The sequence below is a fragment of the Aquibacillus albus genome (assembly GCF_016908325.1).
GTDB lineage: Bacteria > Bacillota > Bacilli > Bacillales > Amphibacillaceae > Aquibacillus_A > Aquibacillus_A albus.
In genome coordinates, this window is record NZ_JAFBDR010000008.1 from 39,043 (window position 1) to 61,634 (window position 22,592).

Genomic DNA, 22,592 nt, shown 5'->3' on the forward strand with positions numbered 1-22,592 from the left:
TTTTATACTATAATTGGATGTAATTAGTACAGAATAAAAAAGTAAATGAAATGACAACTATTTAGCCATACAAGGGGTGGGAATCAATGAAAGTAATTATTGCATCAGATCATGGAGGAATAGAGCTTCGCAAGGAAATTGGTGAACTATTAAATGAAATGAATATCGAGTTTGAGGATATCGGTTGTGACTGTGAAGGCTCTGTCGATTACCCGGATTACGGAATTCCTGCAGCAGAGCGCGTAGCAAGTGGTGAATTTGACAAAGGGATTTTGATTTGTGGAACAGGGATTGGTATGTCTATCGCTGCCAATAAAGTAAAAGGCATTCGTGCTGCACTTGTCCACGACATTTTTAGTGCAAAGGCAACGAGAGAGCATAATGATTCCAATATGATTACGATGGGTGCGCGTGTCATTGGGCCTGGTTTAGCTAGAGAAATTGCCAAAACATGGTTAGAAACAGACTTCCAAGGTGGTCGACATGCAAATCGTATTGGCAAGGTCAGTGAGTACGAGAGTAAATAAACCGTCAAAGAAAGAAGGGTTTGGCAATGGAACAGCTACAACAACAGATGAAAGCAATCGTTGATGAGTGGATTCGTTCAGCCTATTTGAATCAAGGCGATTTATTTGTCATTGGTTGTTCAACAAGTGAAGTTGCCGGAGAGCGCATTGGTACATCTGGAAGTGAGGCTATTGCTGCTATTATTTATAAAGAGCTAAACCGACTCCGTCAAGAAACAGGTGTACAGCTTGCGTTTCAATGCTGTGAACATTTGAATCGCGCTTTAGTTGTCGAAGCAGATACGATGAAACAGCTTCAGCTGGAACAAGTATCGGTTGTCCCGGTTCCAAAAGCAGGAGGTTCGATGTCATCCTATGCGTATAAGCAGCTGCAACAGCCAGTCGTAGTGGAGCAAATTCAGGCGAATGCAGGCATGGATATTGGCGAGACAATGATTGGCATGCATATGAAACGGGTAGCGGTCCCATTGCGCCTAAAGCAAAGGTATGCCGGAAGTGCTCGAGTGAATGCAGCGAGAACGCGGCCGAAGTTAATTGGCGGTCATCGTGCGGTGTATTTGAATGAAGTGGAACCGAGCAATCATTGTGACTAATCGTTGATAAATAGCGGTTAGCTAGGAAAAAGGTGGTCCAGGATTTATATATATTAGTACATCTATTAAAAAAATTAATATCAAGGGGGCAATTCAAAATGGAACACGTAAAGCAAAATGATGTCGAGTTATATGAAGCAATTGAAAAGGAAAGAAAGCGTCAAAATGACAAAATTGAATTAATTGCATCAGAGAATTTTGTATCACAGGCTGTCATGGAAGCACAAGGATCTGTATTAACGAACAAATATGCAGAGGGATATCCTGGACGCCGCTATTATGGTGGTTGTGAATATGTTGACGTTGCTGAAAATCTAGCGCGTGACCGTGCCAAGGAACTGTTCGGCGCAGAGCATGTGAATGTACAGCCACATTCCGGTGCACAAGCAAACATGGCTGTTTACTTTACGGTGCTAGAGCCAGGAGATACAGTGCTTGGCATGAATCTTAGTCATGGTGGACACCTGACACATGGTAGCCCGGTAAACTTCAGTGGTACACTGTACAATTTTGAAGAATATGGTGTGGATAAAGAATCCGAGCAAATCGATTACGATGCATTACTCGAGAAGGCGAAAGAAGTAAAACCAAAATTAATTGTTGCTGGTGCAAGTGCCTATCCACGCCAAATTGATTTCAAAAAGTTCCGTGAAATTGCTGATGCAGTTGATGCTTACTTAATGGTCGATATGGCACACATTGCTGGACTTGTTGCAACAGGACACCACCCAGATCCAGTCCCGCACGCTCATTTTGTGACAACGACAACACATAAAACATTGCGCGGCCCACGTGGTGGAATGATTATGTGCAAAGAGGAATTTGCGAAAAAAATTGATAAAGCTGTATTCCCGGGAATGCAAGGTGGTCCGTTAATGCATGTAATTGCAGCAAAGGCAGTGGCATTCAAAGAAGCATTACAAGATGATTTTAAAACATATTCTAAAAATATTATTGATAATGCCAAGCGTTTTGGTGAAGCGTTACAAAGTGAAGGCATCCGCATCGTTTCTGGCGGTACGGACAATCACTTATTGTTGCTCGATGTTCGCGGTCTTGGCTTAACAGGAAAAGACGCAGAAAAACCACTCGATGATATCGGTATTACTACGAACAAAAACACGATTCCATTTGATCCAGAAAGCCCGTTTGTGACTAGCGGTATCCGTGTTGGGACTGCTGCTGTTACTTCTCGTGGATTTGGTCCTGAAGAAATGGAAGAGGTAGCTTCGATCATCGCATTCACCTTGAAAAATCATGAAGATGAAGCAAAACTAAAAGAAGCAGCTAAAAGAGTAGAAGCATTAACAAGCAAATTCCCACTATATCAGCAGTAATTTTTACAAGCCCTTGTCAGCAAAGTACTGGCAAGGGCTTGTTTAATTTAGTTAAGGGGTCAGACCCCTTTGCTTCACTTTTACAGTTCGACAACAATTTTGTTTCTTTGCTTGAAAGAGAATCGTTTTTTCAGTACACTTTTAAAGATGCATCACTGGGAACAAATAAGGAAATACTATTTTTTATCACATATAAAAAAAGTTTAAGGAGTGATCGGAACGTGGGAAATGTATTTGTACTGGACCATCCACTCATTCAACACAAATTAACCTACATAAGAAAAAAAGAAACAGGAACAAAAGAATTTCGCGAGCTGGTTGATGAAGTGGCAGCGTTAATGGCATTTGAAATTACGCGCGATTTACCATTAGAGGAAATTACCATCGAAACCCCGGTAACGACTGCAACGACAAAAACATTGAGCGGGAAAAAGATTGGTCTCGTACCAATTTTACGTGCAGGACTTGGTATGGTTGACGGCATTTTACAGTTAATTCCAGCTGCTAGAGTTGGACATGTTGGTCTGTATCGAGACCCGGAAACGTTAAAGCCAGTGGAATATTATATTAAACTTCCTTCTGATATCGAAGAGCGCGATCTTATCGTGATCGATCCGATGCTAGCAACAGGTGGGTCTGCAAACGATGCGATTCACTCCTTGAAGAAGCGTGGAGCTACAAGCATTAAATTAATGTGTTTAGTCGGTGCACCTGAAGGAGTGGAGGTAATCAAAAAGGAACACCCTGATGTTGATATTTATTTGGCTGCATTGGATGAAAAATTAAACGAAAAAGGCTACATTGAACCAGGGTTAGGAGACGCTGGAGATCGTTTATATGGAACGAAATAATTTTTGATAAAGATGCCGGAGTGAGAAATAATGGGTAAACGAATAAAAGTTATGACGATTTTTGGTACGAGACCGGAAGCGATAAAAATGGCTCCGCTCGTACTCGAACTGAAAAAACGCTCAGATCAATTTGAACCAATCGTGACAGTAACAGCTCAGCATCGAGAAATGCTAGATCAAGTGTTAACCATTTTTGGAATTACTCCAGACTTTGACTTAAATATAATGAAAGCACGCCAAACCCTTGCGCAAGTGACAACAAGGGCATTGGAAGGGTTGGACGAGGTGATGAAGGAAACGAAGCCAGACATCGTTCTCGTTCATGGTGATACAACAACGACGTTTGCTGCATCGTTAGCAGCTTACTATAATCAAGTTGCTGTAGGTCATGTGGAAGCGGGGCTTCGCACATGGAATAAGTATTCCCCATATCCAGAAGAGATGAATCGCCAGCTTACCGGTGTAATGGCTGATTTACATTTTGCACCGACAGAACAGTCCAAGCAAAATTTGCTCAAAGAAAATAAACCGGAAGAAAGCATTTATGTCACTGGAAATACAGCGATTGATGCATTAAAAACTACCGTATCTGATTCCTATTCCAGTCCAATTTTAGATGGATTAGATGGGAAGCGTTTGGTGCTAATGACAGCCCATCGCAGGGAGAACTTAGGAAAAAATATGGAGCAAATGTTCCGTGCAATCAAGCGACTAGTGGAGGAGCATGACGATATTCATGTCGTTTATCCAGTTCATTTGAATCCGGTTGTCCAAGAAACAGCAAATGAAATTTTAGGGAACGATGATCGTATCCAACTGATTGAACCGCTTGGTGTTGTCGATTTCCATAACTTCGCATCACGCGCCCATTTAATATTAACGGACTCTGGTGGTGTGCAGGAAGAGGCGCCATCGCTTGGTGTACCAGTACTCGTTCTTCGTGATACGACCGAGCGCCCGGAAGGCATTGCAGCAGGTACGCTTAAGCTAGCTGGGACAGAGGAAGATGACATTTTTAACCTGGCGAATGAATTATTATCCAATCCCGATGCACATGAAAACATGGCAAAAGCGTCCAACCCATACGGTGATGGGCAGGCATCCGCTAGAATATCTGAAGCCATTCATACATTTTTTAACAAGAGTGCTACCTAAGGGTGGTGCTCTTTTTTATTTGTTCGGATTATGCACACCGACTTTCCAATCCATATGAAAAATCATGCATGTTTTCCCATCCTCTCACAAATACTAACAGATAAAAAAATGAGGAGAATATTATGAAGTTTCGTACCCATCTATTATTGATCATCAGCATCCTGCTAACGAATCCTTTCTTCGTCACAGCAGAAGAAGAGGAGCAGGCAATCATTATCGAAGTAGAAGGAAATCCACATACGCGAAAAGCACATATTGAGGATTATTACCCTTTTATAGAAGTAGTACAGGTATATGATCAACTGTTTAATGGACTGGCTTTGAAGGGAACATCACGAAAATTAGAGCGAATGGATTCACTTGATTTTGTAAAACAAACGTATCCTGTTCGTACATACAAAACGAACACACCTGGCACCGCACCTGAAAATTCCCAACATGCAACAACACAGCAACCATCGGACATTACAGTAGAAGACATAGACATATCCGTTACATTGGAGTCCGAGCAGCCGAATGTAAACAAAAGCATTCCTTTTTTAAAACAACAGTCATCTACACTAAAGTCTTACACAGGAAAAGGCATAAAAATTGGCGTAGTTGATACGGGGATTGACCATCATCATCCAGATTTGAAGAACAATTTTAAAGGTGGGTATGACCTGGTTGATTTAGATGATGATCCAATGGAGACCATTCCTGAGCAAGGAATCCCAACATTACATGGGACACATGTGTCAGGAATCATTGCTGCCAATGGAAGCATGCAAGGGGTTGCTCCCGAGGCATCTCTTTACAGTTATCGTGCACTTGGACCGGGTGGAATGGGCACGTCCATTCAGGTGATTGCAGCAATTGAAAGGGCAGTTAAAGACGGGATGGATATTATTAATCTGTCCCTAGGAAATAGTGTGAACGGTCCTGACTGGCCTACAAGTGTCGCGGTCAACAGGGCGGTTGAGCTAGGCGTTACAGTCGTGATTGCTAATGGAAATTCGGGGCCATCGAATTGGACAGTTGGTTCACCAGCTACCGCTTCCAATGTCATTTCCGTTGGCGCCTCAACACCACCGTTAGAGGTTCCTTATTTATTCGATTCGTTCCATGAAAAAAGGATTGCGCTTACTCCGTTAATGGGTTCACAGCCTTGGCAGCTTGAGCGTGAATATCCTATGGTACAAGGTGGTATTGGTAATCAGGAGCTGCCCGATGCGGATGGAAAAATTGTCCTCATGGAACGAGGGGAAATCCCGTTTGCAGAAAAAGCACGCTTAGCCGAACAATCGGGAGCAAAAGCATTAATTATTTATAACAATGAGGATAAAGCCTTTCAAGGATCGATTGAAGATGGCAAAGAGCCAATTGACATCCCTGTCGCTTCCGTATCCATGGACGATGGACAATGGCTGAAAGAACAGGCAACAGAAGATACTTATTATATAGAAACAAAATATAAAAAATCAAAAGATATGATTGCCGCTTTTAGCTCGAGAGGTCCGGTTACTGCTAACTGGTGGATAAAGCCGGAAATCGTTGCTCCTGGCGCTGCGATCAATAGTACCGTTCCAGGTGGTTATCGAGAGCTGCAAGGAACTAGCATGGCTGCCCCGCATGTTGCTGGTGGTTTAGCCTTAGTTAAACAGGCGCATCCAGATTGGAGTCCTGCTAAATTAAAGGGTGCATTATTGACATCTGCATTACCATTGAAAAATGAACAATTGCTTTACGATCCAATCGAACAAGGTATGGGGCGGATGCAAATAGATAAAGCCATCCATACACCACTTGTCATTTACAATCCACTTCTTTCTTTTGGAAAAGTAACCGATCTAAGTGAAACCCATATGGTTGAACTGGAGCTAGAGAATGTGACAACCAAGGAACAAGACTATTATTTTGACATTCCAAAACAGCAAAGTGGATTACGCTGGCAGTTACCGAAGCAATTCACGTTGGATCCAGGTGAGAAAAAAACAGTACCGATTCAATTGAAGGTTTCCGCTTCTTTTTTAGATAAGGGGATTCATCAAGGATGGCTGACGCTAAAGCAGGGGAAGCAATCCTATCATTTACCGTATTTGTTTATTAATCAAGAGGCGGATTATCCGAGAGTGATGGGCATGGAGTTTGCCTTAAAAGTGTTTTCGGATGATGAGTATCAATATCGTTTGTATTTACCAGAGGATGCGCAAAGTGTAACGATTGATCTTTACGATTCGCACAGCATGGCATTTGAGCGAACGTTGTTAGAATTGGAAAACCAGAAGCAAGGTGTGATTGAAGGAACGATGGAAATGAGAGATGTAGGAGATAAAGGAGAATATTTAGCCAATGTTTCCGTTAAAACAACATCCGGTGAAACATATGATTACCAAACTGATTTATATATTGAGTAGGGATGGAATTTTGAGTTCAAGGGGAAAAAGCAAACGAAAGTGAATCAAAAAGGGCATACGATTGAGTATCGAGGGGAAAAATCAAGCTAAAGTGAATCAAAACCGTAATCTAAACGGATTTTGCCCATTTTTTTCAAGCTAAATAAAAAAGTTTGTCAAAGAAGTTCACAAAATTGTTGATTTCATTATCGACACAATTTCGATATAATATGGGAGAAGTCTTGTCATTTCCGCACGCAACAAGCAGACAAAAATTTTCAATTTTTAACAACCAGATGTTTCCTTACCAAACCGATTGACATTGGACAACCCCTATTGTATGCTAATCTAGTGTGGATTGGTAAGGGTTTCAGAGTTGTGGTCATGCAAACACAAATGGTCATCTTGTAAGTGAAGATCACAACAAAGTGTGACATTTGTCACTGCAAGAAAGGTTTACATGTGATAGGGGCGTTTAGCTTGAAAAATAAAGACAGTCCTTTTTACGGAATGGCACTGACAGGAGGAATCACATCGAATCTTGTCGGAGGACCACTCACGGGGTTTTTTTTAGGTAAATGGCTTGATGACCTTTTTTCTACAAAACCACTTTTTTTAGTGCTTGCTCTCCTTCTGGGAATCGTAGCAGGTACATATGGAACGATCCATCTAGTCAGAAAATATACGGGAGATAACTAACATGAAGCAATATGAAAAAATGATAGCCCGTCAGCGTAAATGGATGTTCTATCTTCTAGCAATTATAGTACTAGGAGCCGGGTTCACACCGTATCCTCGTATTTTCCTCGGACTCCTCCTTGGAGCAGTATTAAGCTTTTACAACTTATGGCTGATGCAAAGGAAAATCAAGCAATTTGGACAGGTGATTGTTGAAAATAGTCCTTTGAAAGGGATCGGGACTTTTTCAAGAATGGCAACTGCTGCCCTGGCTGTATTAATCGCCCTTCGATTTGAAGATTATTTCCATATGATTGCTGTAGTAATTGGATTAATGACAGCTTACATTGTCATTATGATAGATTTTGCAATTTTTAACACAAGAGACTAGCTTACGGAAGAGAGGTGAAGCAATTGGATCACAAAGCACCATTACTTGAAGATCTATTTGGTATCTCTTGGCTTGACTTTAACCTTTCCACAGTAATTATGACGGTTATCTCGTCAATCATTGTTTTTATCATTTGTGTATTGGCAAGTAGAAACCTGCAAATGAAGCCTACTGGATTCCAAAACTTTATGGAATGGTTAATCGATTTTGTGAAAGGCATTATCGGAGATACGATGGATTGGAAGACAGGTAAATTATTTTTACCACTAGGGTTAACCTTGTTGGTTTACATCTTTATCAGCAATATCCTTGGTGTTATCACAATGGGGGTATGGGGACACACACTATGGTGGAAATCACCAACCTCTGATGCTACCGTAACGTTATCGATGTCTGCATTAGTAATCATTCTTACCCATTTTTATGGAATTAAGCTAAAAGGTTTTAAGGAATATGGTAAAGATTATTTCAGACCCGTACCTTTCTTATTTCCATTAAAGATTATTGAAGAATTTGCAAATACGTTAACGCTTGGTTTACGTCTCTTTGGTAATATTTTTGCTGGTGAGATTTTATTAGGACTTATTACGAAGCTAGCATTTACATTTGGTGCCGTTACATTCGTTGGGGCATTAATCCCGATGCTGGCATGGCAAGGATTTAGTTTATTCATTGGAGCAATTCAAGCATTTATTTTCGTCATGTTAACAATGGTTTACATGTCTCATAAAGTGAGCACTGACCATTAAAATATTAAAAAAATTTCAAAGGTATATATTCTAAAGGAGGATTTTTAAATTATGGAAGCTTTAGCAGCTGCAATAGCAATTGGATTGGCCGCACTTGGTGCTGGTTTAGGTAACGGTATGATCGTAAGTCGTACAGTAGAAGGTATCGCACGTCAACCAGAATTACGTGGTGCCTTGCAAACAACGATGTTCATCGGGGTTGCGTTAGTAGAGGCGATTCCTATTTTCGCCGTTGTAATTGCATTTATGGTTATGTAATCTGATTCGTAATAGGATTCCAAATGGCGAAGTTCGTCTAAGACATTCTTCGCCATTCCTTTATGCCTCGCAATCAGATTGATTTATGGAGTGAACTGAAACGGAAGACCGCTGAAAGGAGTGAGTACTGTGCATGCATATGGTAGTTGGCTAGTGATTGGAGCCGAGGTTGGTGGGCTTCGTGTAGGAGATATGCTTTTCGCACTAGTAAGTTTTGCTATTCTATTGTTCCTATTGAGAAAATATGCATGGGGACCATTGCTTAATAAAATGGAAGAACGTGAAAATCATATTGCCAGTGAAATAGATATTGCAGAAAAAAATCGTACAGAAGCAGAGAAAGCTTCACGTGAGGCTGCAGAGCAATTAAAGCAGACTCGTCAAGAAGCACAATCGATTATAGAAGAAGCGAAAAAAGCTGGGCAGAATCAAGAGCGTGATATCCTTGAATCCGCACGTCAGGCAGCAGAGCGTATTAAAAAATCTGCACAAGAAGAAATCGAGCAAGAAAAAGAAAAAGCAATCAAAGCATTGCAAGATCAAGTTGCTTCCTTATCTGTACAAATTGCATCAAAAGTAATTGAAAAAGAAATTAATGCACAAGATCAAGAGAAGCTGATCAATGAGTACATTAAAGAGGTAGGAGAAGAGCGATGAGTAAAGCAAACGTATCAAAACGCTATGCGGAGGCTCTTTTTCAAATTGGACAAGAAAAATCTACGTCTGAACAACTAGAAGCTCAGCTTCAAATTGTGAAAGAAGTATTTGAATCAAATAAACAATTTGTGGAATTTTTAGCACATCCACGAATTAGCAGTGATAAAAAGAAAGAAATGATTGACCAAGTATTTCAACAATTTTCGTCAGACGTACGAAATACAGTGAAAATACTTGTCAATCGACACAATCAACAAGCTTTACCGGCCATTGTTAATCACTTTTCTGCATTAGTCAATGCATCTAACGGAATTGCAGATGCAACCGTATATTCCGTTCGTGCGTTAGCAGATGAAGAAAAACAGCAGATTTCCAACGTATTTTCACAGAAACTAAACCTAAAAAGGCTGAACATCGAAAATATTGTAGATACAGCAATTCTAGGTGGGGTAAAAATAAAGATAGGAAATACCATTTACGATGGCACGATACAAGGAAAATTAGAGCGAATCGAACGTAATATCGTTTCCGCCAAATAATGGATGATAGGGGTGAAATGGCATGAGCATAAAAGCTGAAGAAATCAGTGCGCTGATTAAACAGCAAATTGAAAATTATGAATCTGACATTGAAGTAAATGATGTCGGTACAGTTATTGAAATTGGTGACGGTATCGCACGTGCTCATGGTCTGGACAACGTAATGTCTGGAGAGCTATTGGAATTCTCCAATGGTGTCATGGGGATGGCGCAGAACCTCGAAGAAAGCAATGTAGGTATCGTTATTCTTGGACCTTACACAGGTATTCGTGAAGGTGATGAAGTACGCCGCACAGGACGTATTATGGAAGTGCCAGTTGGTGAGGAATTACTAGGACGTGTTGTTAATCCACTAGGTCAACCAATCGATGGAAAAGGACCAATTGAAACAACAAAGTCGCGTGCAATCGAATCTCCTGCACCAGGTGTAATGGATCGTAAATCGGTTGATGAGCCACTTCAAACAGGTATTAAAGCGATTGATGCGCTAGTGCCAATTGGACGTGGACAACGTGAGCTTATTATCGGTGACCGTCAAACGGGTAAAACTACCGTTGCCATTGACACGATTTTGAACCAAGCGGATCAAGACATGATCTGTATTTATGTAGCAATTGGACAAAAAGAATCTACTGTACGTGGTACGGTTGAAACACTACGTAAGCATGGTGCCTTAGATTACACAATCGTTGTATCTGCAGGTGCATCTGATCCAGCTCCATTACTTTACCTAGCTCCATATACTGGGGTATCCATGGGTGAAGAATTTATGTATAACGGCAAGCACGTGCTTGTAGTATATGATGACTTATCCAAGCAAGCATCTGCTTATCGTGAACTTTCCCTATTGTTACGCCGTCCTCCAGGTCGTGAGGCATTCCCAGGGGATGTATTCTACTTGCACTCTCGTCTATTGGAGCGTGCTGCTAAACTTAGTGATGCAAAAGGTGGAGGTTCGTTAACAGCACTTCCATTCGTTGAAACACAAGCTGGTGACATTTCAGCTTATATTCCAACAAACGTCATTTCGATTACCGATGGACAGATTTTCTTACAATCAGACCTATTCTTCTCAGGTGTACGTCCTGCGATTAACGCTGGTCTTTCAGTATCTCGTGTAGGTGGATCTGCTCAAATCAAAGCGATGAAGAAGGTTGCCGGTACGTTACGTCTAGACTTGGCTTCTTACCGTGAACTAGAATCATTCGCGCAATTCGGTTCTGACCTTGATAAGGCAACACAAGCAAAATTAAACCGTGGTGCTCGTACAGTTGAGGTCTTAAAACAAGGACTACACAAACCATTAGTTGTAGAAAAACAGGTAGCAATTATCTATGCACTTGTAAATGGTTTCCTAGATGACATTCCAGTAGAAGATGTTACTCGTTTTGAGGCTGAACTACATGATTGGATGTCTAGCAATAAAAAGGATCTTTTAGCGTCAATTAGAGAAACAGGAAAGTTACCAGAAGCAGATGATTTCAACGCTGCGATGGAAGAGTTCAAGAAAACTTTTGTCGTTTCAGAATAAATGGAACAGCATGTTTTCCTCTAAGTTAGGAACATGTCTGAATGAACGAATTTTTGACGGTAGTTAACCTTTGAAGAAAGGGCGGTGAACACACTTGGCTTCTCTTAGAGATATTAAGACACGGATTACTTCCACGCAAAAAACGAAGCAAATAACAAAAGCGATGCAGATGGTGTCAGCTTCTAAATTAAATAAAGCTGAGCTAAATGCAAAGTCGTTTGTGCCATATAGTGAAAAGTTACAAGAGGTGGTAGCTAGCATTGCCAACAGTGGTGAAGAAGCGGAACACCCAATGCTAAAGGCTAGAGAAGTGAAGAAGACAGCATATTTTGTCATCACTTCTGATCGAGGACTTGCTGGAGCTTATAATAGTAGTATTTTGCGTGCTGTCTATCGTACGATTCAGGAAAAGCACCAATCGGAGGATGAATATACGGTAATCGTTGCAGGTAGAGTAGGACGTGACTTTTTCAAGAAGCGCGGAATTCCAGTAACAAAAGAAATTACCGGATTACCGGATCAACCAAATTTTGCAGATATTAAAGATTTAACTGCAGAAACAGTACAATTATATATTGATGAAGAAATTGATGAATTAATCGTTTATTTCAATCATTATATTAGTGCGATTTCTCAAGAAGTAACTGCAAAGCAATTGCTGCCTCTAACAAATTTGGATGAGGGAGCAAATAAAAGCTCAAGCATGTATGAGTATGAGCCAAACCAAGAAGAAATCTTAAATGTGTTGTTGCCGCAGTATGCGGAAAGTTTAATCTATGGTGCACTTCTGGATAGTAAAGCAAGTGAGCATGCATCACGGATGACAGCAATGCAAAGTGCAACGGATAATGCGAGCGATCTTATTGATGATCTATCATTACAATATAACCGAGCACGTCAAGCAGCGATCACACAAGAAATTACCGAAATTGTCGGTGGAGTAGCTGCACTAGAATAGTGAGTTAGGAGGGAAATCGATGAGCAAAGGACAAATTACTCAAGTAATGGGACCTGTTGTAGATGTAAAGTTCGAGGGCGGACAACTTCCTGAAATTTACAATGCATTAGAGGTTCAAACAGAAGATGGAAAAGGCAGCGGCCTTACACTAGAAGTTGCCCTACATCTTGGTGATGATGCTGTTCGTACGATTGCGATGTCATCAACAGATGGTGTGCAGCGTGGTACGGCAGTAGTAGATAAAGGTGCACCGATTTCTGTGCCTGTAGGTGATGTTACATTAGGACGTGTATTTAACGTTCTAGGTGATAACATTGATCTTGATGAAGAAATTTCTGGAGATGTACGTCGTGATCCAATTCACCGTCAAGCTCCTGAATTTGAAAACCTAGCGACAGAAACAGAAATTTTAGAAACTGGAATTAAAGTTGTTGACTTACTTGCTCCATATATCAAAGGTGGTAAAATCGGTTTATTCGGTGGTGCCGGTGTAGGTAAGACAGTTCTTATCCAGGAACTTATTAACAACATCGCGCAAGAACACGGTGGTATTTCCGTATTCGCTGGTGTTGGTGAGCGTACCCGTGAAGGTAATGACCTTTACTTTGAAATGAAGGACTCTGGTGTTATTTCAAAAACAGCGATGGTATTCGGACAAATGAACGAGCCTCCTGGTGCGCGTATGCGTGTAGCACTAACTGGTCTGACAATGGCGGAATATTTCCGTGATGAAAAAGGTGCAGACGTACTATTGTTCATTGATAACATTTTCCGTTTTACACAAGCAGGTTCAGAGGTATCCGCACTACTTGGTCGTATGCCATCTGCCGTTGGTTACCAACCAACACTTGCAACGGAAATGGGTCAGTTACAGGAGCGTATTACGTCAACAACAAAAGGTTCTGTTACATCAATCCAGGCGATTTATGTACCTGCCGATGACTATACAGACCCAGCACCTGCAACTACTTTCGCACACTTAGATGCGACAACAAACTTGGATCGTAAGCTTTCTGAGCAAGGTATTTACCCTGCCGTGGATCCACTTGCATCTACATCTCGTGCGTTAGACCCTGAAATTGTAGGGGAAGAGCATTACAATGTAGCGCGTGAAGTGCAGCGTACATTGCAGCGTTATAAAGAATTACAAGATATCATTGCAATTCTAGGTATGGACGAGCTTTCTGATGAAGATAAATTGACGGTGTCACGTGCACGTCGTATTCAATTCTTCCTATCTCAGAATTTCCACGTAGCTGAACAGTTTACTGGTCAAAAGGGTTCTTATGTACCAGTTCAAGAAACTGTAAAAGGCTTCCAGGAAATTTTAGATGGAAAATATGACGACCTTCCAGAGGATGCATTCCGCCTAGTAGGCCGCATCGAAGAAGTAGTCGAAAAAGCAGAACAAATGGCATAAGGAAGCGGAGGAGCCTTGCCCAGCCCCGACAAGCACAAGACAGCTTACGTAGTAGCTTGCTCTATAGCTACGCAGTAAGATGACTTGTGACCTCGAGGGGCTAGGCTCCGCAGCTAGACTGAACAGCTAGACTGGGACAGGTCCCTTGTCCCAAATAAGAAAACAACGAGTGGGATAGGCTACCTGTCCCCTCGACCCAATTCCAGCCCAAGGAGGGGTTCCATTGAAAACACTAATCGTGAGTGTTGTCACTCCTGATGGCCCTGTACTGGAAGATAATTTTGAAATGGTTAGTTGTAAGGCAGAAAATGGAGAGCTTGGTATTTTACCAGGACACATTCCGCTCGTTGCACCATTAACAATTAGCGCTGTACGTTTGAAGGGGAACAATGATACAAAACCAATTGCGGTAAACGGTGGTTTCTTAGAGGTTCGTCCTGATAAAGTAACCATACTTGCACAGTCCGCAGAATCACCTTCAGATATTGATGTGGAGCGTGCTAGAAGAGCAAAAGAACGTGCGGAAAAACGCCTGAAAGCTAAACAAGATGATGTAGATTTCAGAAGGGCAGAGTACGCACTTAAACGTGCGATTAACCGTTTAGATGTTGCAGAAAATAGATAGAAAAAAAGACTTTAATCCCAATGGGGCTTAAAGTCTTTTTTTGTCTATATTGCCCGGGAAATAGCGAATATTGCTTGTAACAGTTGTTCGAATTGACAAGCGGTGAATGGAATGAGAACCTTAATAATGGAATAAGCAAATGTTATTCTTGAATAAACCACGTATGTGAGTTTGCTTTTGTATGGATAATGAATAGAAAAAATAAAGGATGTGATGACACATGATGCAAACAATGGGTCAACAGGCGTTGTTCGGGATGATTTCCCATATAATCTTTATAATCATTACTTGGCAGGTGGTGCAGGCTGTCAATATTGATCCATTATTAAGAAAAGGTCGCGTATTTGAAGCAAGAGTATTTATGATATTTCTTACCATTGCCATAGGGACTACAGTCAGCAATTTCTTCCTAGACTTCCTCAACTGGTCACAGCAATTAATATTTTTATTTTAAATGTGCGTTCAAAAAGTTGGGAAAGCCAATACAAACTCTATCATGTTTCCTACAAAAAACTTCGACAAGTGTCGAAGTTTTTCTAATTTAGGGGTCTGACCCCTAAGCAGAATTTGTCGAATGTTAAATGACTCGTGGAAGTATGAAGTTTCGTTCCCCTGTCTATAATAGTTTACTAGATTAAGCGATAGAACAGGAGAGGATTAAATTGAAACCAAGGTTCATTCTCGTCTTTACACTTTTTGTATATCTCATCGGTTATCATTTACCAATAGCAAATGCTTCTGCAAATAGCGTTCAAGAAATTAGTGATATGGCTTCTATTGTTGAGGAAGAAGGGCTATCTATTCAGCAATGGGAAGTGCTTGCAAAAGAAAACATTAATCCAGAAAAAGCCAATGAAATAGCAGCGTTCATGGAAGATCATTATCCGGATGCGTCCCTTTCCACAGAAGAACGTGACCATGGAACAAAGTTAATATGGAACCGACATAAAAATAATGATGTTAGCGAAACATATATTATAGTCATCCCTGATGACAGTAACTATGATTATGAGTTCATATTCAAACTAAATGGATCAGCTTGGAATCCATCAATTGTGGAGTATTCACAAGAAATAATTACCACAATGAAAAATCATTTTTTTACAGAAAATGTGACAAAATTCTCTTGTTTGAAAACGCAACCGAATGATAAAATAGATAATGTTATTTTTTTGGAAAATGTACTTAAAAATTGGAATGTTCAAACACTAGATGAGATGAAGGAAAATGATTTTGTTGTTCTATCTGGCTATACGTCACGTTGGGAAACTGTCATACCCACAGCGGACAAACCAATGAATATACAATTGGCTGCTCGAAAAGGATTGGGCGGTAAAACAACCTTTACGATTGGAACACCTATCATAGTTACTGAATATTAATAATAGTGAAATTGGACGCAGAGGAGAATGAACCTTGGAAAAAATCATCGTCCGTGGTGGGAGGCAGTTAAAGGGCACAGTCAAAGTGGAAGGTGCAAAGAATGCCGTACTGCCTGTCATCGCAGCAAGTATAATTGCAAGTGAAGGAAAAAGTAAGATCCATGAAGTTCCAGCTCTTGCTGATGTATTTACGATTAAAGAAGTACTACGAAACATGAATGCTGACGTCAATTTTAAAAATAATACAGTAACCGTTGATGCAACAAAAAAACTTACCACAGAAGCTCCTTTTGAATATGTGCGAAAAATGCGTGCGTCTGTATTAGTGTTAGGTCCTTTGCTAGCACGATACGGCCATGCAAAGGTTGCTATGCCTGGAGGATGTGCAATAGGTTCTCGTCCGATTGACCTTCATTTAAAAGGTTTTGAAGCAATGGGTGCTAAGGTACACGTCGGCAATGGTTATGTGGAAGTATATGCCGATGGAAGGTTACAAGGTGCGAAAATTTATCTAGATGTTCCTAGTGTAGGTGCAACAGAAAATATTATGATGGCTGCTGCATTAGCGGAAGGAAGAACGATAATAGAAAATTGTGCAAAGGAACCTGAAATCGTCGATCTAGCCAACTTCTTAAACAAAATGGGTGCAAAAGTAGTAGGTGCTGGTACAGATACGATAAAAATTGATGGTGTAGATAAACTTCATGGTGCGGAACACGCAATCATCCCGGATCGAATTGAAGCAGGTACATTTATGGTCGCTGCTGCAATCACGAAGGGAAATGTTCTAATTAAAGGCGCAGAAATCGATCATATGCGTTCCTTAGTATCAAAGATGGAAGAAATGGGAGTAATCATTAAGGAAGAAAAAGACGGATTACGGGTAATCGGTCCAAAGAAACTAAAAGCAACGGATATCAAAACGTTGCCTCATCCTGGATTTCCGACGGATATGCAATCACAAATGATGTCTTTGATGCTAAATGCGCAAGGCACTAGTGTCATTACAGAAACAGTTTTTGAAAACAGGTTTATGCACGTAGAAGAGTTCCGTCGCATGAATGCTAAATTGAAAATTGAAGGCAGAAGTGTGATTGTAGAAGGTCCTGTTGTCCTACAGGGAGCTGAAGTTGCAGCAACAGACTTACGAGCTGGAGCAGCGTTAATTTTGGCAGGATTGAATGCAGAGGGTTATACACGTGTTACAGAGCTGAAACATCTAGACAGAGGCTATGTGAACCTAACTGAAAAATTAGCACAGTTAGGAGCAGATATTGAACGTGTGGATGATGATAGGATAGTGGTTAATATTTCTAAGCGCACGTCAATATCTTGATCGATTTGAGGAGGTTGGGCTACCAAGTATTTTGGTAGCCCATTTTCGATTTTTATGCTGGATTGTTAAGTAATGCAAAGAGGTCAGATCCCCCAAAAGGGCTCTGACCTCCGTGTAAATCGTTATTCTTGCTCGTGGATTAGAAGGACACCTAGTGAGATTGCGTTTGGTTAGCCTTCTATCAATAGCATCTTTTAGGATAACTTCCGAGTTTTAAGAAAGAGAAAGATACCAGCGATTACTAGTAGTAGGCCGAACAACATCACGTTTGGATAGTTTGTTGCTGTATCTGGAAGTTTTTCGCCATCCTCTGTTTTATCACCTAATCCGCTCTCGCCTTTTTCCACTTCTGGCTCAGGCGCTGCATTGTCTTCTTCTACACGATCTGTTTCCTCGTTAGGTTCTGTAGTGTCACTTGCTTGCTCCTCTGTCTGCTCAGGAGCAGTTTCTTGATCTGCTGCTTCGTCTCCAACGAAACGTACATTATCCACATACATTTTTCCGGCAAAATCACTGTTTACATCTGTAAAAATGAGAATCATGTTACGCAGGATTGTATCATCTTTTAAATTTTCAATATTACGGAAATCCATTTCCACTGGATAGTGATATAAACCGTCTTCTGTTACTGTCGCTTCACCTAATGCTTCCAGGTCAATCTCATAGGTGGCAGGAGCCTGCGCCCAATAACCAAGATCCTCTGGTTGGAAAACCAAATGGATGGAGATGGAGCCTTCACTAGCGCGAACAGGTTCGACATATAAATCAAATGCCACAGAATCGTTAGTTCCGCGAACAAAGTTGTCCATCCAAAAATCTAATCGTGGTGCAGAAGCCCAATCATCGGTAGGTTTTACTTCTGGATAAGCGAATTCCCAAGCTAATGCATTTGATCCATTCGCTTCTTCAATCGATAGAGCTGTTTTTACACCTGAGTCTGCACTCCAAGCCCAACCTTGGCGTGTCTCGTCTTCAAAATCAGAAGGGAAAGTTGCTTCTCCTTTTTCCGCATGAATGACAGGTACTTCTACTCGTTTTCCAGTCGCACGAATATTGTCTAACGAAACAACATCTGCATTTTCAGTTCCAACAAAAAGAATAAGATTGCTAATGGTGTTGTCTTCGGAACTCGTTGCGATCGTTTCTAATGATGGGGAATCCTCTTGTGAGATCGATAGCTCTGCTTTAAACGTACCATCCTCTTGCTCTACAAAATCATCAGCAGTCACTTGAATCGCTCTTGTTGGATTTGCCCAACCAGCAGCAGGACCTTGTGGGATGGCTGCTATTGAAACCGTTGTCGGTTGATCAACAAGGACATCCAATGTTAGTTCTGTTGCACCAAGTAAATCTTCTGAGCTCCCCCAGCTGTCCGCTGACAGTCGAACATTTGCCCAATAATTTTCCTCAGACACATCATTACTAGCGTCTAGTCCTGATATTTCAAGCGCCCCATCTACATTTGTTACGGTAATGTCTTGCAGTGGGCTATCAGCGTTAACACCGAATCCTTGAACAGTTTCATCGTTGAAATCCCAAATTGTTTTTGTATACGCGCTACGATCAATCGGTTCGTAGGAAGTCCCTTTAATACGAGCACGTACGTATTCACCAGAAACACTTAATTCTTGCGCGGACCAAACTTGGTCACTTCCAGGATCTAAATTCGTCGCTTCGGATTTGCCAAGCTCGAAAGGAGTGAAGGCTGCCGATGTTTCGTTTTTATTTGTTAGCGACCAGTTCGCCCAACTAATGTTATGTTCATTTAAAAAATTAAGCCATACATCTGCTTCATCTAAGTACGGTCCATTGTTTCCACTTGCTTCACTTGTACCCCACTCAGAAGCAAATAGAGCTACCCCGTTTTCAAGTGCGTACCGAGCATTACTCATCACATTCGATCGGTCAGAACTATCCTCAGCGGGCATGTGTGTGCCTGAGTAGAAGTGTACCGTGTAAATCGTATTGTCATCATCGATTGGATTGTCTGCTGCTAAGTCCGGGCGTTGACTCCAGTTCGGACTTCCAACAATGACAAGGTTTTCATTTCCGTTTTCACGTAGCATCTCAATGATTGGTTCAGCATAAGATTTTACAGCTTCCCAACCTGCTTCATCGTTTGTCAATCCCGGTCCACCATTATTATTGCCACTCGGCTCATTTGCTAACTCGTAGATAATGGAAGGATCATTTGGATATAGGGAAGAGATCTCTTCAAAGAAATCCATTGCACCGCTATACACATCAGCGTTTGGATCACCAGGAGCATGGACGTGCCAGTCAACAATCACGTACATGTCATTTGCTTTTGCTAATTCAATCCCGTCAATGACGCGTTGTTTAATCTCTTCTGGATTTGTGGCATACCCGTTTTCACCTACGTACATGGCTAAACGAATCAAGTTTGAATCCCAATCATTCGAAAGGGCTTTAAATGCATTGTCATTGATGATTTCAGGGAACCATTGCAGTCCGTGTGTACTCATTCCACGTAATTGAATCGGTTCTCCATTTTGATCACCAAGCGTTTTTTGCCCGTCCACTTCAATAATTTGAAGGGCGCCACCCTCAGAAGGTTTTTTTCCAGGGTCGACTAGTAAGTTAGCATAATCAGATTCTGCCGCTTGTGTGGATAGTGGTAGTAATGAAACGACTAATGCTAGAATGGCAATAAAAGAAAAAATATGTCTCATTTTTTTCACGTTAAATCCTCCTTGATTTATGAATGGTATCGATTAAGTATTGTCTATGTGCCCCTTTCCTTCTCTGATTGTTACGAAACGTTTCGTAAATAAACCGCTTACATAATAAGCGTTTAATACTAGTACGAAATAAATATATCAAGCTATGAGGTAAGTGTCAATAAATAAATTGGCATATTTTGGATTGAATTACGTCGAAAAATGTAGCAATAAAAGGATGGAGGAGATTGGAAATGAAAAACTTTTCCCCGTATAATAGAAAATAGATTTACGAAACGTTTCGTAAAAATTCATAGGTGGTGAAAAGTATGAAGTTAACGATAAAAGAAATTGCCAAAAAAGCCGGTGTTTCTCCTGGTACGGTTTCAAAGGTAATCCATCAGTACGCAGATGTTGGAGAAGCTACACGGAAGAAAATAGAAGAGGTGCTGCATCAAACGGGATATTGGTCTGCTCAACGAAGCAAATCAAAAAAACGAAAAAATCGAATCGGAATCATTTATGGTGTAAGGGTTCATTTTAACCATCCTTTTTTTGTGAATGTAATGAACGCTTTTAGCAAAGAAGTTGGTTCCCTCGGATATGACTTGGTTTTCTTTTCGAGTGAAACGGATAAACGGAATTATGTAAAGAAGTGCGAAGAAGCAGAAGTGGACGGTTGCATGATCATCGGTGGAGATGAAATACAACAATCGATTGAGGATTTGGATAAAAGCGATATACCGTGCATTGGAATCGACATAAAGCTTAGCGGAAACAAGTCTGGCTACATTATGACCGGTAATAAAAATCTAGGGAAAAAGGTAGTCGAGCACTTTTATTTAGTAGGTCATCGCAAAATGGCTTATATTGGTGGAATTCCAACTACTATTGTTGGCAGTGAAAGAACAGCTGGCTTTGTACAAGCATTATCTGAATTTGGTTTACCTGTTCATGACGATTGGATAGAATACGGTGATTTTACGGAGCGAAGCGGCTACGATGCCATGCACGCTATTTTATCGAAGAAAAACCAACGACCAACGGCTATTTTTTCAGCTTCAGACGTTATGGCTCTCGGTGCAATGAAAGCAATTCGTGAACATAACCTACGAATTCCGGAAGACATTGCGATTGTCGGCTGTGATGATATAGAGATTAGCAGCTATATCCCCCAACCACTCTCGACAATGAAACAAGATACTGACAAAATAGGAAAACTAGCTGCACACATGATTTCTGATTTAATCAATGGTGTCCTAGCATCAAGCTCAATTATGGTGGACTCGGAATTAATTGTACGAGAAACGTGTGGGGGAAAGCGGTAGCATAAACGGTCTACAGCAGGAAGATGTTTTCGTTTTTGTCTTCAATTTTTGGTTCTATTGTTTATCTATTGTGTATAAATTTATTAGTAGATACAGTAGAAAAGGAGGCCACCTATGAGCAAATGGAGAAAACGTCAAACTATGTATTCCTGGAAAGCGCCAAGCATCATCCTTGTCGGTAGTCTTATCACATTTATTTTGGTTGTACCTACATTAATTGTTTTACCATTTATCCAATCGGCTGAAGTTGAAAAAGAAACCGTTTCTGAGCAGAAGGAAATAGAAGAAGTAATCATTGAAGCAAGTGATTCTCCTTTTTCCGTACATGTATTTCGTTCGAATAAAGAAACAACAGAATCGGTTCCATTGGAAGACTATGTAACACGAGTGGTGGCATCAGAAATGCCTGCAGATTTTGAACTAGAAGCACTAAAGGCACAGGCATTAACAGCTAGAACATACATTGTTAATTACTTAATGCATAAAGAAGAAAACTCTCTCCCTGGTAATGCAGATGTAACAGATACCGTTCAACATCAAGTTTATAAAAGTGACCAAGAGCTCCGTGAGCAATGGGGAACGGATTATAACTGGAAGATAAATAAAATTCGTCAAGCGGTTGCTGCGACAATGGGGGAAATTGTTACCTATGAGGGTGAACCAATTACACCAGCCTTTTTCTCGACGAGTAATGGTTATACAGAGGATTCCGAAAAATATTGGCAAAATGAATTACCTTATTTAAGAAGTGTCGAAAGTCCATGGGATGAGGAATCACCGAAATATCTAGACCAAAAGATCTTTACGATTGAGCAAGTTGAAAATGCACTTGGTATTAACCTTGCACAATCCAATGGTAGCTTTCAGATGGAACGCACTAAAAGTAATCGTGTTGCAAGCATTGCTTTAGGCGGTAAAACTTTTACCGGAAGAGACGTCCGTGAAAAGCTAGACTTAAATTCAAGTGATTTTGAAATTAAACAAAAAGGCGACCACCTCGTTTTTACAACAAAAGGGTATGGACATGGGGTCGGCATGAGCCAATATGGTGCCAATGGAATGGCCAAGGAAGGCGAGACGTATAAGGACATTATTTCCTACTATTATCAAGGAGCAGAAGTCGATCAGGTTGATTATAACGCACCGAAGCTAGCTGCTAAAAAATAAAGATGGGCTGGATGCAACAACTGCCCTACGTTCATTTGTATGTAAAAAAGTATA

General features: G+C 40.8%; 22 protein-coding genes. 21 read left to right on the forward strand and 1 reads right to left on the reverse strand.

Going from position 1 to position 22,592, the window contains the following annotated elements:
- Nucleotides 1–86 precede the first annotated feature (86 nt).
- From rpiB to murA, 19 genes are all read left to right on the forward strand, one after another.
- Entirely contained in the window at nucleotides 87–527 is a 441-nt protein-coding gene (gene rpiB, locus JOC48_RS08640) for a ribose 5-phosphate isomerase B (protein WP_204498777.1), read from the forward strand.
- A 26-nt stretch (nucleotides 528–553) separates the two neighbouring features.
- Nucleotides 554–1,120 carry a TIGR01440 family protein gene (locus JOC48_RS08645; protein WP_204498781.1) on the forward strand — a complete coding sequence of 189 codons (567 nt, stop codon included), beginning with the start codon at nucleotides 554–556 and terminating at the stop codon, nucleotides 1,118–1,120.
- A gap of 98 nt (nucleotides 1,121–1,218) precedes the next feature.
- The gene (locus tag JOC48_RS08650) at nucleotides 1,219–2,457 is read left to right on the forward strand and encodes a serine hydroxymethyltransferase (RefSeq protein ID WP_204498784.1); all 1,239 of its coding nucleotides are present in this window, start codon (nucleotides 1,219–1,221) and stop codon (nucleotides 2,455–2,457) included.
- A gap of 221 nt (nucleotides 2,458–2,678) precedes the next feature.
- A complete protein-coding gene (gene upp / locus JOC48_RS08655) occupies nucleotides 2,679–3,308 on the forward strand; it encodes a uracil phosphoribosyltransferase (RefSeq protein WP_204498786.1) in 630 nt (209 codons plus the stop codon).
- A gap of 30 nt (nucleotides 3,309–3,338) precedes the next feature.
- Nucleotides 3,339–4,463 carry a non-hydrolyzing UDP-N-acetylglucosamine 2-epimerase gene (gene wecB / locus JOC48_RS08660; protein WP_204498787.1) on the forward strand — a complete coding sequence of 375 codons (1,125 nt, stop codon included), beginning with the start codon at nucleotides 3,339–3,341 and terminating at the stop codon, nucleotides 4,461–4,463.
- A gap of 122 nt (nucleotides 4,464–4,585) precedes the next feature.
- Nucleotides 4,586–6,859 (forward strand): S8 family serine peptidase, encoded by a 2,274-nt coding sequence (locus JOC48_RS08665; RefSeq protein WP_204498788.1) that lies wholly within the window; start codon nucleotides 4,586–4,588, stop codon nucleotides 6,857–6,859.
- 459 nt (nucleotides 6,860–7,318) lie between these two features.
- A complete protein-coding gene (locus JOC48_RS08670; RefSeq protein WP_239584270.1) occupies nucleotides 7,319–7,537 on the forward strand; it encodes an AtpZ/AtpI family protein in 219 nt (72 codons plus the stop codon).
- Between the two features lies 1 nt (nucleotide 7,538).
- Nucleotides 7,539–7,907 carry an ATP synthase subunit I gene (locus JOC48_RS08675; RefSeq protein ID WP_204498789.1) on the forward strand — a complete coding sequence of 123 codons (369 nt, stop codon included), beginning with the start codon at nucleotides 7,539–7,541 and terminating at the stop codon, nucleotides 7,905–7,907.
- 23 nt (nucleotides 7,908–7,930) lie between these two features.
- Nucleotides 7,931–8,656, forward strand: a complete 726-nt coding sequence (gene atpB / locus JOC48_RS08680) for a F0F1 ATP synthase subunit A (protein WP_204498790.1) — start codon at nucleotides 7,931–7,933, stop codon at nucleotides 8,654–8,656.
- Between the two features lie 51 nt (nucleotides 8,657–8,707).
- Nucleotides 8,708–8,914, forward strand: a complete 207-nt coding sequence (atpE, locus tag JOC48_RS08685; protein ID WP_204498792.1) for a F0F1 ATP synthase subunit C — start codon at nucleotides 8,708–8,710, stop codon at nucleotides 8,912–8,914.
- Between the two features lie 192 nt (nucleotides 8,915–9,106).
- Nucleotides 9,107–9,571 (forward strand): F0F1 ATP synthase subunit B, encoded by a 465-nt coding sequence (atpF, locus tag JOC48_RS08690; protein ID WP_204498978.1) that lies wholly within the window; start codon nucleotides 9,107–9,109, stop codon nucleotides 9,569–9,571.
- Nucleotides 9,568–10,110, forward strand: coding sequence for a F0F1 ATP synthase subunit delta (locus JOC48_RS08695; RefSeq protein ID WP_204498794.1), 543 nt, complete (start codon nucleotides 9,568–9,570; stop codon nucleotides 10,108–10,110). The genes atpF and JOC48_RS08695 overlap by 4 nt, the downstream gene beginning before the upstream one ends.
- Before the next feature lie 22 nt (nucleotides 10,111–10,132).
- Nucleotides 10,133–11,641 (forward strand): F0F1 ATP synthase subunit alpha, encoded by a 1,509-nt coding sequence (gene atpA / locus JOC48_RS08700; RefSeq protein ID WP_204498796.1) that lies wholly within the window; start codon nucleotides 10,133–10,135, stop codon nucleotides 11,639–11,641.
- 94 nt (nucleotides 11,642–11,735) lie between these two features.
- Nucleotides 11,736–12,599: an ATP synthase F1 subunit gamma gene (gene atpG / locus JOC48_RS08705; RefSeq protein WP_204498798.1), complete on the forward strand. Its 864-nt coding sequence runs from the start codon at nucleotides 11,736–11,738 to the stop codon at nucleotides 12,597–12,599.
- Between the two features lie 19 nt (nucleotides 12,600–12,618).
- Complete coding sequence (gene atpD / locus JOC48_RS08710; protein ID WP_204498801.1) at nucleotides 12,619–14,019, forward strand: F0F1 ATP synthase subunit beta; 1,401 nt, start codon at nucleotides 12,619–12,621, stop codon at nucleotides 14,017–14,019.
- A 223-nt stretch (nucleotides 14,020–14,242) separates the two neighbouring features.
- Nucleotides 14,243–14,644 carry a F0F1 ATP synthase subunit epsilon gene (locus tag JOC48_RS08715; RefSeq protein ID WP_204498802.1) on the forward strand — a complete coding sequence of 134 codons (402 nt, stop codon included), beginning with the start codon at nucleotides 14,243–14,245 and terminating at the stop codon, nucleotides 14,642–14,644.
- A gap of 223 nt (nucleotides 14,645–14,867) precedes the next feature.
- On the forward strand, nucleotides 14,868–15,098 hold the full coding sequence (locus tag JOC48_RS08720; RefSeq protein ID WP_239584282.1) for a DUF1146 family protein: 231 nt from the start codon (nucleotides 14,868–14,870) through the stop codon (nucleotides 15,096–15,098).
- A gap of 208 nt (nucleotides 15,099–15,306) precedes the next feature.
- Entirely contained in the window at nucleotides 15,307–16,026 is a 720-nt protein-coding gene (locus JOC48_RS08725; protein WP_204498804.1) for a YwmB family TATA-box binding protein, read from the forward strand.
- A 34-nt stretch (nucleotides 16,027–16,060) separates the two neighbouring features.
- Nucleotides 16,061–17,362 (forward strand): UDP-N-acetylglucosamine 1-carboxyvinyltransferase, encoded by a 1,302-nt coding sequence (gene murA, locus JOC48_RS08730; protein ID WP_204498805.1) that lies wholly within the window; start codon nucleotides 16,061–16,063, stop codon nucleotides 17,360–17,362.
- 194 nt (nucleotides 17,363–17,556) lie between these two features.
- Here the strand turns inward: murA and JOC48_RS08735 are convergent, their stop codons facing one another.
- The gene (locus JOC48_RS08735; protein ID WP_204498979.1) at nucleotides 17,557–20,055 is read right to left on the reverse strand and encodes a carbohydrate-binding domain-containing protein; all 2,499 of its coding nucleotides are present in this window, start codon (nucleotides 20,053–20,055) and stop codon (nucleotides 17,557–17,559) included.
- A gap of 317 nt (nucleotides 20,056–20,372) precedes the next feature.
- Between JOC48_RS08735 and JOC48_RS08740 the strand changes: the two genes are divergently transcribed.
- On the forward strand, nucleotides 20,373–21,371 hold the full coding sequence (locus tag JOC48_RS08740; RefSeq protein ID WP_204498806.1) for a LacI family DNA-binding transcriptional regulator: 999 nt from the start codon (nucleotides 20,373–20,375) through the stop codon (nucleotides 21,369–21,371).
- Nucleotides 21,372–21,485: 114 nt separating this feature from the next.
- Nucleotides 21,486–22,538, forward strand: coding sequence for a stage II sporulation protein D (gene spoIID, locus JOC48_RS08745; RefSeq protein WP_204498808.1), 1,053 nt, complete (start codon nucleotides 21,486–21,488; stop codon nucleotides 22,536–22,538).
- Nucleotides 22,539–22,592 lie beyond the last annotated feature (54 nt).